Here is a 16469-nt window from a genome sequence, read left to right as displayed (position 1 = left end):
TCAGGCCCCCGGTCGTGTCATTGTAACCTGTGTTACGTCGCAGTTTCCCCCGTGAAACGCGGCGGCGCAAGAGGTCAGGTAAAAATTCCACATCCGGCGGAACCGCTCGTCGAAGCCAAGTGCGGCGACCCGCTCCCATTCGGCATTGAAGGTCTCGTGCCAGCGCCGGAGCGTCTGACTGTAGCTCTCGCCGAATTCCTTCGAGCCCCGGAAATGCAGTCCCGCGCTGTCGATCTGGTCCCGAAGCGCCGAGGGGCTGGGCAACATGCCGCCCGGAAAGATGTATTTCTGGATGAAATCGACGGATTTGCGGTAGCTTTCGAACCGCGCATCCGTGAGGGTGATGATCTGGAGCGTGGCATTGGCGCCCGGTTTCAGGCACTCGAAGAGCTTGCCGAAATAGGTCGGCCAGTATTTCTCCCCCACCGCTTCGAACATCTCGATGGAGGCAATGCCGTCATAGGCCCCCCGCTCGTCGCGGTAGTCCTGCAATTTCAACTGCACCCGGTCCGACAGACCCGCCTTTTTGATCCGCTCGGCAGCGAATTTGAACTGCTCTTCGGAGATCGTCAGCCCGGTGACGCGCAAGCCACGCTCCCCCGCCGCATATTCCGCGAACCCGCCCCAACCGCAGCCGATCTCCAACACATGATCGCCGTCCTTGACGCCCATTTCGTCAATCAGGGACGCATATTTCGCGCGCTGTGCCTGCTCCAGACTCTCCTGTCCGGTCTCGAACAGGGCCGAGGAATAGGTCATCGAGTCATCGAGCCAGAGGCTGTAGAACTCATTCCCGAGATCGTAGTGATAGGAAATATTCTTCTTGGCCTGTTTGCGCGTGTTGGCGTTCATCCAGTGCCGCAGTCGCTCGAAAGCGCGCAGGAGTCCCATGCCGGGAAACCCGTCGTACAGCACGTCATTGCCCGCGTGCAGCAGATCGAGAAAATCCTGCAAATCCGGGCTCGACCAGCCACCCTCAATGTAGGAGTCACAGAACCCCAGATCGCCCTCGCGGATCAGCCGGGCAAAGACATCGTTCGAATGGATGTTGAGCGCCGCAACCGGCCCCGGCGCAGGGCCAGCCGCGCGAAACACTCGCCCGTCGGGCAGGATGAAATCGAGCTGTCCGGCCGCCATGCTTTGCGCCATGGCAAAGACCTGCGGAAAATACCGGGGCAGATCGCCCTGCCCTTCGGTGCTGATCAAAACGGGTGCTGTCCCGGGCATATCTGCGCCTCCTGACTGCCATATCAGCCCCAGAGTAACGCAAATCTCCGATCCGTCACCCCTTTAGCGTCTCATAAGCCAGAAGCGCGCGTTCCCGCCCGGACTTGAGCGAAATTGCTGGGGTTGCTGGTGCATCCTTGTGCAAAAGCGCCCATGATTTCGGCACGGCGTCGAAATAGGACAGCGCGGTTTGCGTCGGCTGCCCCGCGCCTTCGGCGATCCAGCGCCGCAGATAGGTACCGTCCGGGTCGAATTTCTCCGCCTGACCGTCCGGGTTGAAAATCCGAAAATACGGCGCGGCGTCCGGGCCACAGCCCGCTACCCATTGCCACCCCATGGCATTCGACGCCGGGTCCCAGTCGATCAGGCAATCCTCGAACCATTTGAGCCCCACCCGCCAGTCCGTCAGCAGATGTTTCGTCAGGTAAGAGGCCGCAATCATCCGCGCGCGGTTGTGCATTGTGCCGGTCACGAACATCTCGCGCATGGCGGCATCGACAAAGCCCACGCCGGTGCGCCCGCGCCGCCAATTCTCTGCGTCCTCGTTGTCGCCCCGCCAGGGAAACGCGTCCCAGCCGTCGCGGTGATTGCGCTCCGGCAGATCGGGTTCGTGATACAACAGATGATAGGCGAATTCGCGCCACACGAGTTCCTTGAGGAAATGCTCCGCGCCAGCCGCGCCCTCTTCCATGGCATGAAGCCCCGCGTGCCAGATGGTCCGGGGCGAGATTTCACCATAACTCAGGTTTTCCGACAGGCCCGAGCAGACCGGATCGGCGGGAAAATCGCGCCGGGCCTTGTAGTCGCCCACATGAGTGTCGAGGAAGACGGAAAGCCGACGCTTTGCCGACGTTTCGCCGACATGGCAATGGGGCAAAACCACCGCCGCCCCCCGGCGCATTTCGGCCCCGAGGGTCCAGTCCTCCAGAGCCTCGCTTTCGGGCGCCCCGGCCCATGTGACCTGCGGTGTTTTCACCGGCTGTCCCGCCCCGATCTCGCGCACGGCCTTCCAGTAGGGCGTGTAGACCTTGTAATAGCCGCCGGTTTTCGTCGAGACCGTCCAGGGCTCGAACAAAAGATGCGCATTTGAGGATTGTGCCTCGATACCGGTGTCTTTCAATGCCGATTTGACCTCGGTATCCCGCGCGATCGAGGCCTTGTCGTAAAGCCGGTTCCAGAAAACCGCCTCTGCGCCGGTCTCGGCAACGATCTGTTTTAAAACGTCTTTCGCAGACCCGGAGCGCAGTACGACCTGCCCGCCCTGAGCTTCGATGCGCTCCACGAGATGCGCAAGGCCCAGCCCAAGCCGCCATTTCGGCGCAGCCCCCAGCCCGTCCACCGTCTCGTCCCGGATGAACACCGGCAACACCGCGCCACGCGCCGCTGCCGCCACAAGCGCCGGGTTATCCTCAAACCGAAAATCGCGCCGGATCCACCAAATCGCCGTCATAACCTGTCCCATATCAACATCTGCCGATGATATAGGGCATTTTCATTGCCGTGACAGAGGCGGATCACGCCGCCGCCGCGTCGCGATCCTCGGCCTGCGCCGCCCACATCGCCGCATATTTGCCGCCCGCCTGCAAAAGCGCCTCATGGGTGCCACGCTCGACCACATGGCCCGCCTCCAGCACGACGATCTCATCGCTGTCGGCAATCGTCGAGAGGCGGTGCGCGATGGTGATCACCGTGCGGCCTTCGCCCGCCAGTTTCAGCGCGCCCAGAATGCCGCGTTCGGTCTGGGTGTCGAGCGCCGATGTGGCCTCATCGAGCAGAAGGATCGGCGGGTCTTTCAGCAGCGTGCGGGCGATTCCGACGCGTTGTTTCTCGCCGCCCGAGAGTTTCAGCCCGCGTTCGCCGACCTGCGTCTCATAGCCCTCCGGCAGGCCCATGATGAAGTCGTGAATCTTGGCCTTTTTTGCCGCCTCAACGATCTCGTCATAAGTCGCCCCATCGCGCCCGTAGCCGATGTTGTAGCGGATCGTGTCGTTGAACAGCACCGTGTCCTGCGGCACTACGCCAATCGCGGCATGCAGACTGTCCTGCGTCACATCGCGGAGGTCCTGCCCGTCGATCATCAGCCGCCCGCCGGTCACATCATAGAAGCGGAACAACAGCCGCCCGATGGTGGATTTGCCCGATCCGGAATGGCCGACGATGGCCAATGTGCGCCCCGCCGGCACTTCAAGATCGACGCCATGCAGGATCGGCCGCGCCGGATCATAGGCGAATTCCACATGATCGAGGGTCACCGTCCCGCCCGTCACCTTGAGCGGCTGCGCACCCGGCGCGTCGACGATCTCGGCCGGTTGTTCGAGGAGGTAGAACATATCCTCCATATCGACGATGGACTGGCGGATGTTGCGGTACATCGAGCCCAAGAAGTTCAAAGGCATGGTGATCTGAATCATATAGGCGTTGACCATGACGAAATCGCCGACGGTCAGCGTGCCGTTCTGAACTCCCAAAGCCGCCAGAACCATCACAGCGATCAGCCCGGAGGTGATCAGGAAGGTCTGGCCGAAGTTGAGAAACGCCAGCGAGCGTTCGGTCTTGATCGCCGCCGTCTCATAGCCCGCCATGGCCTGATCGTAGCGCCGCGCCTCGCCACCTTCGGCGTTGAAATATTTGACGGTTTCGAAGTTCAACAGGCTGTCGACAGCCTTCTGGTTGGCTTCCGTGTCCTGTTTGTTCATCTCGTAGCGGATTTTCACCCGCCATTCGGTGACCTTGAGCGTGAAGACCACATAGGCCACCACCGTGACCGCCACGATCCCCATATACGTCCAGCCAAATGCCCCCCAGAGGATGATCAGTACCAGCCCGAGCTGAAAGATCAGGGGCGCGATGCCAAAGATCAGCACGTTCATCAGGAACGCGACGCCCTTCACCCCGCGCTCGATAATCCGGCTGAGGCCCCCGGTGCGTCGGGTCAGGTGGTAGCGCAGCGACAGCTTGTGGATGTGCTGGAAGGTCTGGAGCGCGATGACCCGCAGCGCACCCTGCTCGACCGGCGAAAACACCGCCGCGCGGAGTTGCTGGAACCCCACCTCCATCATCCGCGCCACGCCATAAGCCACGGTCAGCCCGATCGCCCCCACGGCAACGAACCACGCCGCGTCCTGTGCCGTCTCGCCCGAGAGGCTGTCGACGGCAGCCTTGTAGAACCACGGCGTGGCCACGGCGGTCAGTTTGGCGATCACCAGCAGGACGACTGAAATCACCACCTTCACACGCACGGGCGTGTTGCCCCTGGGCCAGAGATAGGGCGCGACCTTGCGCAGAACGAGCCAGCCGTTCTCGGGAGTTCGGTCGGTGGTGACGGAGGGACGCATACCTCTCATGGCAACCTTTCGGGCTAGAGCGTTTCGGGAAAAACCTGAGACACAGCTTTTCGCGAAACCTGTGGAACATCTGAATGTTGTGTGCGTTTCGAGTTATCTTCGTGCCTCAAGCTCAAGTCGCAACACTTCAGATCGGAGTGAAGGGACGCCAAAATCGCGGAAAAGACGCGGCAAGGCAAGAGGCCTCGCCCGCATACCCCTCTGATGCTTTCTGCGCAATCTCCGAACCGGGTTGGATCACTCCTCGGGCAACTGGAAAATCTGCCCCGGATAGATCAGGTCGGGATTGCGGATCTGGTCACGGTTGGCGTCGAACACCCGCACATAAAGGAACCCGTCGCCATAGCGTGTCGAAGCGATGCCCCAAAGCGTGTTGCCCGGCTGCACGGTGACGGAGGCGATGCGCGATGCGGGCGGCGTCACTTCTGGAACTTCCACGGTTTCGGCAACGCCCGTCTCTTGACGCGGTTCGGCCTCGGTCGTCTCTCCCGCGATCTGCGCCAGCAACGCCACCTCCTCGCGATGGAACGGGATTTCCGCCCGGCTCACCACCGCGCCCCAGGCGTCCACCTGATCGGCGCGCAAGGCATAACGCCCGGCGGCCACATGCTTGAGTTCCGTGCGCCATTGTCCGTCTTTGCCAATCTGCGTGTGTGCAATAAGCGCCTGATCGAGATAGAGCCGCAGCGCCGCGCCCGGCTCAGCCCGCCCCGAGACGAAGACTCGCCCCTCGGGATCGTAGCTCACCGCGTCGATATGCAATGCACCGGGAGCCGTGCCGTCCTGTTGCAGCACCTTGACGCCTTCGTCATCGGCCATCAGCACGGTTGGCGCGACGGGCGAAACCACGTTGCCGTTGCCGTCGAGAATTTTCTGCGCGATGGAAGTGCCCGCCCCGGAGGCGGCCAGAGGGGCACCGCCCGCAGTTTCGATCGCCTCGGCCCCGACCTCGTCGGGCACCTCGTCCGGCGAGGTCGCGTCCGGCCGCTGCTGTGCCTCTGCCACCACCGTGTCGGCGGGGCTGGCCGGTGCGACGATCACGCTTTCGGCACTCGCCAAAGCGCCCGCGCCCGTACCGCTCACCAATTGCATTTCGCGTGCCGTCCCGGAGGCGTCGAGCCCGAACAGGGCCACGAATTCGCCTCGCTCATTGGCCTCTGCGCTGGTGACTTCGGTGCCATCGACGAGGATATGCACCTCCGTACCCGGCTCGGCCTGTCCGGCCACGGTGGCAAGCCCGTCGGGCGGAATGCGCACGAGATCGAAGCGCGGCAGAATCTGCGCCGGGGTCGGCACGGCTTCGGCGCTCTCAATCGTCCCGTTGTCTCCGGTCGCAGGCTCTGGAACCACCGCCACCGGCTGAGGCAAAGCCTCCTCCTCCATCGGACGCCCGAGATAGAGCACGGCCCCGATCGCCGCGACCAGCACCGCAGCCCCGACACCGGCCGCCGGCATCATCCATGCATTCTGTTTCGCCATGTTCGGCACATCCCCCTGATGGTCCGGCCCTGTCGCACGACCGTCACCCCCCGAGATTGAGACACGGATCAGGGCTGCGAGATCAAGGCTTGAGACAACCTAGCAAGGGGGCTAACAAGGGTCAAAGACTTCCTTTTTTCAAACCCGTCGCAAAGGGACCGCCATGTCATCCCAGCCCGTTTCCTCCTTGTTTTCGATCTGTGTCTTCTGTGGCTCGCGCCCCGGAGGCAAGCCCGAATACGAGGCGGCGGCAACAGAGGTCGGAGAGATGATCGCGGACGAAGGCTGGCGGCTGGTCTATGGCGCGGGCGATGTCGGGTTGATGGGCGCCGTGGCGCGGGCGGCACAGGCCAAGGGGGCTGCGACCTTTGGTGTGATCCCGACCCATCTTCTGCCGAAAGAGGTCGGCAAACGCGATCTCACCACCTTCATCGTCACCGAGAACATGCATGAGCGCAAAAAGGTCATGTTCATGAATTGCGACGCCATCGTGGTGCTGCCGGGCGGCGCCGGCTCGCTCGACGAGTTCTTCGAGGTGCTGACCTGGAAACAGATCGGATTGCATGACAAGCCGATCTTCCTCTTGTCGACCGAAGGCTACTGGAAACCGCTCGAAGCGCTGATCGAACATGTGATCGACGAAGGCTTCGCGCCGCTTTCCACCGCGCAATATTACGAGACGGTGCAGACGGTCGGCGAGCTGGCCGAAGCTTTGCGCACCGCGCGGACCGATGCAGGTCATTGACGACATCGCGGCGCTGAACGGGACGGATGTCCTCTCCTGCCGCTTCGAAGGGCTAAACTTCGACGGGATGGACATGTCGGACTATAGATTCGAGCTCTGCGAATTCCAGTCCTGCAGCTTCACCGGCGCAACGCTGGAAGAGGCCTGCTTTGTCAAATGCAAGGCGCTTCAGGCCGATTTCAGCTACGCCCGTCTCTCAGAGGCCCGGTTCGAGGGTTGCAACCTCTCGCTGTCACGCTGGGTCGGCAGCGATATTTCCGATGCGATCTTTCGCGATTGCAAGCTGACCGGCGCGGAGTTCAGGGACGCCCGCGCCCTCGGGGTCGACTTCAACGGCTCGGTGCTTGCGGGGGCCTATCTGCGGCAGATGAATTTCCGCAAATGCCAGCTCGAGCAGATCGACCTCAGCGAAGCCGATCTCGCGGGCTGCGATTTCCGGGAGGCCACGTTCGAACGCTGCCGGATGCAGGCGGCCCATCTCGCAACCGCCAGGTTCGAGGGCGCCGATTTGCGGCAGGCCGATCTGGGACCGCTGAGTTTTGCGAGTGCCGCCTGTTTCAAGGGCGCGATCATCTCGAAGGCGCAGGCAACCGAATTGCTTCGCGGTCTGGGCGTGACGGTTCTCTAGACCGTTCGCGTGGCCTTGCGTGCTTTGCGGCTCAGGGCCTCGCGGCGGAAAGCCTCGACGGTGTAGAGCGCCAGTGCGATCCAGATCAGCGGCATGGCGATGGCATGCCAATGGGTGAAAGGTTCGGCAAAGATCAGCACGGCGACAAGGAATTGCAGCGTCGAGTTCCAATATTGCCCCATGCCGACCACCGTAAGCGGCAGACGACGCGCGGCGGCGGTGAAGAAGATCAGCGGCATGCCGGTAATCAGCCCCGAGAAGATCAGAAGCACCGTGTCCTTGAGCGAGTGCCCGAAGGCGCCTGCGGGCTGTGCCTCCGTCCCGCCCCAGCCCGCAAGATACGCGCCCACGAGCCAGACCAGCGCGATCGGCAATAAAAGCACCACTTCGGCGGTCACCGACAGGATCGGCCCGGCGTCGAGCGTCTTCTTGATCGCGCCGTAGATCGAAAAGGTCACGGCAAGTGTCAGCGCGATCCAGGGCAGCGCACCGAGCCCGACGCCCAGCACGACGACGGCGAGCGCGGCCAGCCCTAGCGCCGCATATTGCAGGCCGGAGAGCCGTTCACGAAACATCGCCATGCCGATGACGGTCGCGACCAGCGGAAAGATGTAATAGCCGAAGGCGGCCTCAAGCGCCTGCCCCGACTGGATCGCATAGATGAACAGCCCCCAGTTGACCGACACGAAAAGCGCGGCGGCCAGCACCTTGCCCGCCTGCGGTCCGGTCATCAGGGCGCGCAATTCGCCCAGCCGGCCCTGCAACCCGATCCAGAGACCGAAAAGCAGACAGGTCCAGAGCGTGCGATGCGCCAGCACCTCGAAGGCAGGCACATCGGCCACCGCCTTGTAATACAGCGGCGAGAGACCCCATGCGGTCTGGGCGATCAGGAGGGCGACATAGCCTTTTTGCGTCTCGGTCATGGCCGTGACAAAGCGCCTTTTCCCCACCCTTTGGCAAGAGGCGAAAACGCACAGGGGCTCAGGTGCCCTGCCTGCCATCGCTGGCGAAAGCCTGAATCGCGCGCAGGAAAATCTCCGCACCGACAGGAATGAGCCCGTCGGGAAAATCGAAATCCGGGTTGTGCAATTCCGGCTGATCCTCGCCCGAACCAAGAAACAACATGGCTGCGGGGATTTTCGTACCGAACAGGCCGAAATCCTCAGACGGGCGCATCGGGATTGCTCCCTCGGCGCGCGGCAGGCCCGTACAGGCGCGCTCCAGCAGCGCCGTGGCCTCCGGCGCATTGACCGAATGGCTAAACGCATCGTGGAGAGTGATCTCGGGTGCGAACCCTGCGGCGGTGGTCTCGATCAGAGCGCGGGCCTCGGCCTCGAGCGCAGCCATTTCAGAATTGAACAAAGTTCGCAATGTGATCTGAAGTTCGGCCTCGCCGGGGCTGATGCCAAAAGACGGCACACCGAGCCGGGCATGGGTGACGGTGCATAGCCGAAACCCCGGATCTTCGGTCGGCAGATCGCGCGACAGGGCCCCGAGCGCCGGGATGAGCTGTGCCAGCGTCAGCCCCGGCGAACGACCGTTCTCCGGTCGGGCCGCATGCGAGGTCTGGCCGGTCAGGCGGATACGCAGTCCCCGGGAGGCGCAGGCGACTGGACCTTCCTTCAGGGCCACCGCTCCAAGCGGCCGTTTCGGAAGATTGTGCAAAGAGATCGCAAGATCGGGTCTGATCGCGTCGAATGCCGGGTCGGCCAGCACCAGCCGCGCCCCCGCCCCGATCTCCTCGGCGGGTTGGAACAAAAGCGCCACACGACACTCCGGCGCACGCTGCGACAGAGCAGAAGCCACGGCGAAAAGCGTTGCCATATGACCGTCGTGACCGCACAGATGCCCGACACCTTCGTGCTCCGAGCGATAGTCTGGCCCGGTCGCCTCAAGGATCGGCAGCGCATCGAGTTCGGCACGGATCATCAAAGTTTTCGGTCCGGCTCCGAACAGCGCTGCGATCCCCATGCCCCCCAGCCCCTCGATCACCTCCGCGCCAAGCGCCCGCATCCGCGCGGCCATGCGTTTCGCGGTTTCATGCTCGGCACCGGAGACTTCGGGAAAGCGGTGCAGCTCATGGCGCAGTGCCACGGCCTCGGACAGCATGTCCGGGGTGAGGGTCCAGGCGTTGGAAAGCGGCGTCATCTCGGTGTCTCTTGTCGTCAGATCAGCGGCACCCTGTCATGTGTCACGCGCGAGGGAAAGAGCCCTCCGTCACACCACGTCAGGGCAGACACTGCGCTTCGACGGCCCGGGCAAAGCCCATGACATCGGCTATGAGTTCGGGATCCTCTGCGCCACTGTATCCCGCCGACACCACCAGGGTCTGCGCCGCCGCGACATTTCCACCCGAGAGGGCAATGGCGATACGGATCACATCCGGATCGAGCGTCCTTTCCGCCACCCCATAGGCACAGTCGCACACCACGGGGCTTTCGCCCTCCGCCATACAGCCGTTCACATAAGCGGTTTTCAAATCCTCCGCCTGTGCAACGCCGATCTGACACATCACCGTCAGCCCTGCCGCCATGACATATTTCATCCACCCCTCCTGATCCTTGACGCGTGTACCGCAAGGCTGAGTGTCGGAGCATTTGATATCAATGGGAAAATCTCGCGCCCCCTCCCCGAAATGCAAAAAGGGCACCACATGGGCGCCCTTTCCAAAATCCGGCATCGTCTCACGACTTACATGCGGGAGGCGACGTTTTCCCAGTTCACAAGCTTGTCGAGGAAGTTCGACAGGTAGACCGGGCGTTTGTTGCGGAAGTCGATGTAGTAGGAATGTTCCCACACGTCACAGCCCAGCAGAGCGGTCTGGCCGAAGCAGAGCGGGTTCACGCCGTTTTCGGTTTTGGTCACTTTGAGCGAACCGTCGGTGTCTTTCACCAGCCAGGCCCAGCCGGAGCCGAACTGGGAGGCACCCGCGGCGGCGAACTGTTTCTTGAACTCGTCGACGGAACCGAAGGACTCGACGAGAGCTTTTTCAAGCTCGCCCGGCATTTTCTTCTCGCCCGGACCCATCATTTCCCAGAACTGGGTGTGGTTCCAGTGCTGGGACGCGTTGTTGAACAGGCCCGACTGCGCCACGGCGCCAGCGGCATAGGTGCCTTTGATGATCTCTTCGACCGATTTGCCTTCCCACTCGGTGCCAGCAGCCAGCGTGTTGCCGGTGGTCACATAAGCGTTGTGGTGCAGGTCGTGGTGATATTCCAGCGTCTCTTGCGACATGCCGAGATCAGCGAGTGCGTCGTAGGCATAGGGAAGATCGGGAAGTTCAAAAGCCATTGGGGCCTCCATAATTCAGAAGTTGTGCGTTTCTGTCAGGCATATACCTGATCCGATGACCGGCTCGGGTCAAGGGAGAAACTTTGGAAACGTTCCAAAAATCGCGAACATGGGTTGTTCACCCTTCAACCATCCGTTTTCCGTGCACCCGACCGGGCGCCACGGATCAGGTCTGGACTGGACTCAATTGTCCGGCAGGTCGATCTGGATTTCCGGTTCGTCGCCGATCGGCGGCACATCGCCCCCCGTGAAGAGATAATAGGCGATCCCAGCCACCAGCACGAGCATCGCCCCCACCAGAATTCCAAGCCCTGTGTTGCCACCCGTTTTATTGCCACTCATATCTTTCTCCTTAAGTCTGGGCCATGACAGGCCGCTTAGGTGATAAACGATTGACGTTGCGATTGGTTCCAAATAGGGCATTTATGAAAGATCAATGAGAAACATTTAGATTTTTCTGAAGATGATCCATGAACTTGGGGGATCAGACGACATAGTTTTTTCAGAAGCGAAAGCAATGAACTACACCAGAGAACAGTTTGCCTTGGATCTGCGCCGTGAGTGCGTTGATGACGTCGTAACGTCATCCGAACAATCGTTACAAAACCCTCCGGGACGCAAACCCGCAAAGCGACTTGTGACGTTGTCTAAATGGTACAGGTCTCTGGATGAGGAGCAACAACGGACCTGCCGTCAGCTTATGGAGTACATTGCCGAAGCCTCGCTGTTTTCAACCCTTACGGTGCTCGATGGCGCGTCTCTTATCGCCGAGGACATACGCGACGCCGAACTTCGACTGACCCTCAAGAAGGACGGCGAAGAACTTCTGCTGTCCAGCAGTGAACACAGCGCCGATCTTGGAAGCGACCTTCATGAATTGATGTTCCCTTCTCTGGAATAAATCTTCCCCACGAGCCATTCGGTCACACCCGCGTCATAAGGGGTTTCGCAAAGCCCGTCCGCCGGATACACCCTTGCAACGGAATTCTCTTTGACGGACCCTGATATGACCTTCTGGATCATCGCTTTCGCCATCGCCCTGCTCTCCGCGATCCCGCTGGCCCTTGCGCTCCGGCGCGCCCATGGCATCGGCGATGTCGATAGCTCCACCGCCGAGGTGGAGATGAAGGTCTACCGCGACCAGCTCAAGGAAGTGGACCGCGACGAGGCTCGCGGCGTGCTCTCCGCCGAGGACGCCAAACGCGCCCGGATCGAGGTCTCGCGCCGTCTCCTCGATGCCGACAAGGCCCGCGCCAGCGAAAAGCACGGTGTGCGTGGCGCGCCGATCTGGGCCGCCGCCGTGCTCTTTGCCGCAGTCAGCGGCGGTGCGCTTTGGCTCTACAACGACCTCGGTGCGCCGGGCTACGAGGACCTGCCGCTCACCCATCGCATCGAACTGGCCGAAGAGGCCCGTGCCAACCGCCCGACACAGGACGCGATCGAACAGATGCGCCCGCCCTCGCCGCCCATCATGGAACCGGACGAGCGCCTCACGACCTTGCTTGTCCAGCTGCGCGATGCGCTCACCACTAGGCCCGACGATCTTCAGGGCCATATCCTTCTGGCACGCAACGAGGCCGTGGCCGGCAATTACCGCGCCGCCTATGAGGCGCAGAAACAGGTGATCCGCATCAAGGGCCCCGGCGCCACCGCCGACGATTACGCCGATCTGGCCGATATGATGATCCTCGCTGCGGGCGGCTTTGTCTCGCCGGAGGCCGAGGACGCACTCACCAAGGCGCTGCAACGCGATCCGCAGAACGGCACGGCGATCTATTACTCCGGCCTCATGTTTGCCCAGACCGGGCGCCCCGACATGACCTTCCGGCTCTGGCAACCGCTCCTGTCCTCGTCCTCCGCCGAAGACCCCTGGGTGATGCCGATCCGGCAGCAGATCGAGAGCGTCGCACAGGCCGCAGGCATCCGCTATACCCTGCCGCCTGCCCCGATGGCCGGGGGCTTGCGCGGCCCGACGCAGGAAGATGTCGAAGCCACCGCCGACATGACCCCCGAGGAACGTCAGGAGATGATCCGCGGCATGGTCGAAGGCCTCGCGGCCCGTCTCGCCAATGAAGGCGGCAGCCCGGAGGAATGGTCGCGACTGATTTCCTCGCTCGCCATGCTGGGCGAAACGGAGCGCGCCAAGGCGATCTGGGGCGAGGCACAGGTGATCTTCGGCGCAACCCCCGAGGCTCTGGCGGTCGTGCGTCAGGGCGCGGAACGTGCGGGTCTGGTCGAATGAGCGCGCTGATCACCGATGATATTGCGGTGTTCAAGGCCGCCGTGACCCCGATGTGCCCGCTTGCCGGGCTGGATTTCGGCGACAAGACCATTGGCGTGGCAATCTCCGACCGGCTGCACTCGGTCGCCTCCCCCACGGATACGATCCGGCGCAAGAAATTCACGCTGGATGCCGAGGCACTGCTCAAGCTGCTCGCGTCGCGCGAAGTGAGTGGCATCGTCTTGGGCCTGCCGCGCAACATGGACGGCACCGAGGGCCCGCGCTGTCAGAAAACTCGCGCTTTCGCGCGCAATCTCGGCCAATTGACAGATCTGCCAATCACCTTCTGGGACGAACGCCTGTCGTCGGTCGCCGCCGACCGAGCCATGCTGGAGGCCGACATGTCCCGCGCCAAACGCGCCGAGAAAATCGACCAGGTGGCGGCGGGCGTGATCCTTCAGGGGGCTCTGGACAGGCTCAGAAACCTATGACGGACGACATCTGGAAACGCGACGAGATCGAAAGCCCCTGCACGAAGATCTGTCAAATTCACCCGGACACAAGGCTTTGCCTTGGCTGCGCCCGCTCAATCGACGAAATCGGGCGCTGGTCCTCGATGTCCGCTGAAGAGCGCCGCGCCATCATGGCTGAACTGCCCAACCGCTCACCGGCCCCGACCAAACGCCGTGGCGGCCGCGCGGCGCGGTTGAAACGGATGGAATGAGTATTTGAGCACAAAGGAGACGGGTTTCCTTTGTGCCCGAAATACTCAAAACCTCACCCCATCAGCGCCTTGCGCAGCATGTTGAGCGCCACGAGGATCAGGAAGCCGCCAAACACGCGTTTCAGGGGTTTCGGGTCCATGGCATGGGCGATCTTTGCCCCTAGAGGGGCCGTGATCAGCGTCATGCAGATGACCAGAAGGAAGGCTGCGATATTGACCGCCCCCACGGTAAAGGGGGGCGTCACATCGGCGGGCAGATCGACAAAGAGAAAGCCGATCACCGAAGGGATCGCGATGATCGCGCCAAAGCCTGCGGCGGTGGCCACGGCACGGTGGATCGGCACGCCGTAAAGCGTCATCGTCGGCACCCCGAAGGAGCCGCCACCAATGCCCATGAGCACGGACAGGAACCCGATCAGCGGCGAGATGATCCCCCGCATGATCCCCTTGGGCATCTCCGAGCCGATCCGCCATGCGGAATTGCCGAAGGCCATGTAGAGCCCGATGAAGATCGCGACCCCGCCAAAGATCATCTGCAATGTGGCCGAGCGCAGGCTGGAGGCGACCAGCACGCCGATGATTGCGCCGACGACGATCCCCGGCGCAAAGCTCTTGAGGATGGGCCATTCCACCGCGCCCTTTTTGTGGTGCGACAGAACGGAGCGGATCGAGGTCACGATGATCGTCGCCAAAGACGTGGCGAGACATATCTGCATGAGTTGCGGACTGTCATAGCCCAGCCCAGAGAAGGCGTAATAGAAGGCGGGGACGAGAACGATGCCGCCCCCCACGCCCAAAAGGCCTGCAAGAATGCCCGCGAACGCGCCGATGACGGCGATCAGGGCGGCGAAGGGGAGAAGCGTTGCGAAATCCATGGCGCAAAGCGTTAACGACAAAACGCGCCCCTGAAAAGAGCGCGTTTTTCAAAGCCTGTGCCTGCGTTTCCGATCAGAGTTCGACCAGCACCCGGCCCTTCACCCCGCCCTTGAGGATCGCAGCGCCGAGCGCGGGCAGGTCTTCCAGCGTCACCGACTGCACCATCTCCTCAAGTTTTTCCATCGGAAGGTCGATGGCGATCCGGTTCCAGCAGCGGATGCGGTTCTCTTTCGGCTGCATGACGGAATCGATGCCCAGCAGGTTCACCCCGCGCAACAGGAACGGGATCACCGAGGTCGGCAAATCGGCCCCGCCCGCAAGCCCCACCGCGGCCACCGAACCGCCATATTTCATCTGGCCGAGGATGCGCGCCAGCATTGCGCCCCCCACCGCATCGACACAGCCCGCCCAGGTCTCGGATTCGAGCGGACGTTTGACCGTCTCCGCGATTTCTTCACGCGCCACGATCCGGCTTGCGCCCAAGGATTTGAGATAGCCAGCCCCTGCGGGACGCCCGGTGACGGCGGCGACCTCATAGCCGAGATGCGCGAGAATGGCTGTCGCAACGGAGCCGACCCCACCCGAGGCACCGGTGACCAGAACGGGCCCCTTGTCAGGCGTCAGACCGTGATCTTCGAGTGCCATGACCGCCAGCATCGCGGTGAACCCGGCCGTGCCGACCGCCATGGCTTGCCGTGTCGAGAGCCCTTCGGGCAGCGGCACCAGCCAATCCGATTTGACCCGCGCCTTTTCGGCATAGCCGCCCCAATGCACCTCCCCGACGCGCCAGCCGGTCAGCACCACCTTGTCGCCGGGGTGGAATTCGGGGCTGTCGGAGCGCTCGACCGTCCCGGCAAAGTCGATCCCCGGCACATGCGGATAGTGCCGCACCAGCCCGCCGCCCTTTGGGGAGAGACACAGCCCGTCCTTGTAATTCAGCGTCGAATATTCGACCTTCACCGTGACATCGCCTTCGGGCAGAAGATCTTCGGAAATGTCCTTGATATGCGGTTCTGCCAGCCCCTCGGCAGTCTGTTCCATGACCAAAGCTTTCATGCGGTCCTCCTTGCTATGCTGCATGAGATTTGCTTAAATGTCGGACAAATGAAAACACAATGCAAGCAAATGTCTGACAAATAGGTCGGACCATGGTTTAAATGTCAGACAATAAAGAAAAACAAAATATGTCCAGAGACTTGCCAACCGTGATCGCGGATGCGATCCGAGCCGATATTGCTTCTGGCAAGCTGGCGGCGGATCAACGCCTGCCCTCGGAATCGGAACTGGCCGAGACCCATGGCGTGTCGCGGGCGACCGTGCGCGAAGCACTCAAACGCTTGGCGGCGCAGAGCCTGATCCGCACGCGGCGCGGGGCCGCTGGCGGGGCGTTCGTGCATCGGCAAAGCTTCGAGGAAGCATGCGCCGACATGGCTTCCAAGGCCACGCTTCTGATCGGATTGAACGAGATCGACATCGCCACCGCCTGCGAAGCGCGCTTTGCGCTTGAGCGCGGTTGCATGCGACTGGCCGCCAAGCATCGCGGCCCGGAGCATCTCGACATCATGCGACGAGAGATTGCCCGACAGAAGGATCCGGAACTGAGCGACGAGGCGTTCTGCGCCTCCGATGTGGCGTTTCACCGGGCCCTTGTTGATGCGGCGGGCAATCCGGTGCTGTCATGGCAACTGGCGGCAGCGGTCGAGGGAATCGAGCCGCTGATGAACATGATCACCTATCGCCAGCGCGACCGCGATGCCGTGATCGGCCTGCATGAGGCCATTGCCGATGCGCTGGAAGCGCGGGTCGGATCGAAGCTCGAAATCCTGATTGATTACCTGCGGGACCAGACCCTGCGCACCGCCCATGCGGCGCAGGGCCATCGGCTTGCGGCCCCTCCGGAAACCCCGCATCGAAGAGATTGATCGCCTAAATTT

The 16469-nt window shown here is 62.3% G+C and carries 18 protein-coding genes; 7 read left to right on the top strand and 11 right to left on the bottom strand.

Annotated features, from left to right (window positions below; translation table 11 throughout):
- The 4 genes from CEW89_RS03290 to CEW89_RS03275 form a co-directional block, all read right to left on the bottom strand.
- Positions 1–1227, bottom strand: a complete 1227-nt coding sequence (locus CEW89_RS03290) for an SAM-dependent methyltransferase (protein ID WP_096804892.1) — start codon at positions 1225–1227, stop codon at positions 1–3.
- A gap of 55 nt (positions 1228–1282) precedes the next feature.
- Positions 1283–2677, bottom strand: a complete 1395-nt coding sequence (locus CEW89_RS03285; RefSeq protein ID WP_096807112.1) for a cryptochrome/photolyase family protein — start codon at positions 2675–2677, stop codon at positions 1283–1285.
- A gap of 64 nt (positions 2678–2741) precedes the next feature.
- Entirely contained in the window at positions 2742–4562 is a 1821-nt protein-coding gene (locus CEW89_RS03280) for an ABCB family ABC transporter ATP-binding protein/permease (protein WP_244906191.1), read from the bottom strand.
- A gap of 246 nt (positions 4563–4808) precedes the next feature.
- Entirely contained in the window at positions 4809–6050 is a 1242-nt protein-coding gene (locus CEW89_RS03275; protein WP_096804890.1) for a LysM peptidoglycan-binding domain-containing protein, read from the bottom strand.
- A gap of 163 nt (positions 6051–6213) precedes the next feature.
- Here CEW89_RS03275 and CEW89_RS03270 point away from each other — a divergent pair, with 163 nt between their 5' ends.
- Both CEW89_RS03270 and CEW89_RS03265 read left to right on the top strand, forming a co-directional pair.
- The gene (locus CEW89_RS03270; protein ID WP_066708183.1) at positions 6214–6795 is read left to right on the top strand and encodes an LOG family protein; all 582 of its coding nucleotides are present in this window, start codon (positions 6214–6216) and stop codon (positions 6793–6795) included.
- A complete protein-coding gene (locus tag CEW89_RS03265; protein ID WP_096804889.1) occupies positions 6782–7423 on the top strand; it encodes a pentapeptide repeat-containing protein in 642 nt (213 codons plus the stop codon). The genes CEW89_RS03270 and CEW89_RS03265 overlap by 14 nt, the downstream gene beginning before the upstream one ends.
- Here the strand turns inward: CEW89_RS03265 and rarD are convergent.
- From rarD to CEW89_RS20655, 5 genes are all read right to left on the bottom strand, one after another.
- On the bottom strand, positions 7420–8346 hold the full coding sequence (rarD, locus tag CEW89_RS03260; protein WP_096804888.1) for an EamA family transporter RarD: 927 nt from the start codon (positions 8344–8346) through the stop codon (positions 7420–7422). The two genes, CEW89_RS03265 and rarD, sit on opposite strands and share 4 nt — an antisense overlap.
- A gap of 58 nt (positions 8347–8404) precedes the next feature.
- Entirely contained in the window at positions 8405–9571 is a 1167-nt protein-coding gene (locus tag CEW89_RS03255) for an amidohydrolase (RefSeq protein WP_096804887.1), read from the bottom strand.
- Between the two features lie 79 nt (positions 9572–9650).
- Complete coding sequence (locus CEW89_RS03250) at positions 9651–9968, bottom strand: hypothetical protein (RefSeq protein ID WP_096804886.1); 318 nt, start codon at positions 9966–9968, stop codon at positions 9651–9653.
- Positions 9969–10114: 146 nt separating this feature from the next.
- Positions 10115–10714 carry a superoxide dismutase gene (locus CEW89_RS03245; RefSeq protein WP_096804885.1) on the bottom strand — a complete coding sequence of 200 codons (600 nt, stop codon included), beginning with the start codon at positions 10712–10714 and terminating at the stop codon, positions 10115–10117.
- A 183-nt stretch (positions 10715–10897) separates the two neighbouring features.
- Positions 10898–11056: a hypothetical protein gene (locus CEW89_RS20655; RefSeq protein WP_157779746.1), complete on the bottom strand. Its 159-nt coding sequence runs from the start codon at positions 11054–11056 to the stop codon at positions 10898–10900.
- A 175-nt stretch (positions 11057–11231) separates the two neighbouring features.
- On the opposite strand from CEW89_RS20655, the gene CEW89_RS20650 reads away from it, so the two are divergent.
- The 4 genes from CEW89_RS20650 (at position 11232) to CEW89_RS03225 (ending at position 13659) form a co-directional block, all read left to right on the top strand.
- Positions 11232–11615 (top strand): hypothetical protein, encoded by a 384-nt coding sequence (locus tag CEW89_RS20650; RefSeq protein ID WP_155846186.1) that lies wholly within the window; start codon positions 11232–11234, stop codon positions 11613–11615.
- 105 nt (positions 11616–11720) lie between these two features.
- Complete coding sequence (ccmI, locus tag CEW89_RS03235; RefSeq protein WP_066708205.1) at positions 11721–12956, top strand: c-type cytochrome biogenesis protein CcmI; 1236 nt, start codon at positions 11721–11723, stop codon at positions 12954–12956.
- Positions 12957–12961: 5 nt separating this feature from the next.
- Entirely contained in the window at positions 12962–13426 is a 465-nt protein-coding gene (gene ruvX, locus CEW89_RS03230) for a Holliday junction resolvase RuvX (protein ID WP_066708318.1), read from the top strand.
- Positions 13423–13659, top strand: coding sequence for a DUF1289 domain-containing protein (locus CEW89_RS03225; protein WP_066708208.1), 237 nt, complete (start codon positions 13423–13425; stop codon positions 13657–13659). The genes ruvX and CEW89_RS03225 overlap by 4 nt, the downstream gene beginning before the upstream one ends.
- Positions 13660–13712: 53 nt before the next feature.
- Here CEW89_RS03225 and CEW89_RS03220 read toward each other — a convergent pair whose 3' ends face one another.
- A complete protein-coding gene (locus CEW89_RS03220) occupies positions 13713–14534 on the bottom strand; it encodes a sulfite exporter TauE/SafE family protein (protein ID WP_066708211.1) in 822 nt (273 codons plus the stop codon).
- A gap of 73 nt (positions 14535–14607) precedes the next feature.
- Positions 14608–15591, bottom strand: coding sequence for an MDR family oxidoreductase (locus CEW89_RS03215; RefSeq protein ID WP_096804883.1), 984 nt, complete (start codon positions 15589–15591; stop codon positions 14608–14610).
- Positions 15592–15719: 128 nt separating this feature from the next.
- Here CEW89_RS03215 and CEW89_RS03210 point away from each other — a divergent pair, with 128 nt between their 5' ends.
- Positions 15720–16457, top strand: coding sequence for a FadR/GntR family transcriptional regulator (locus CEW89_RS03210; RefSeq protein WP_244906153.1), 738 nt, complete (start codon positions 15720–15722; stop codon positions 16455–16457).
- Positions 16458–16469 lie beyond the last annotated feature (12 nt).

This window comes from Celeribacter ethanolicus (assembly GCF_002407265.1).
In the GTDB taxonomy this organism is placed as follows: Bacteria; Pseudomonadota; Alphaproteobacteria; order Rhodobacterales; family Rhodobacteraceae; genus Celeribacter; species Celeribacter ethanolicus.
The sequence above is the reverse complement of the archived record's forward strand: the minus strand, read 5'-3'. Positions and strand labels throughout refer to the sequence as shown.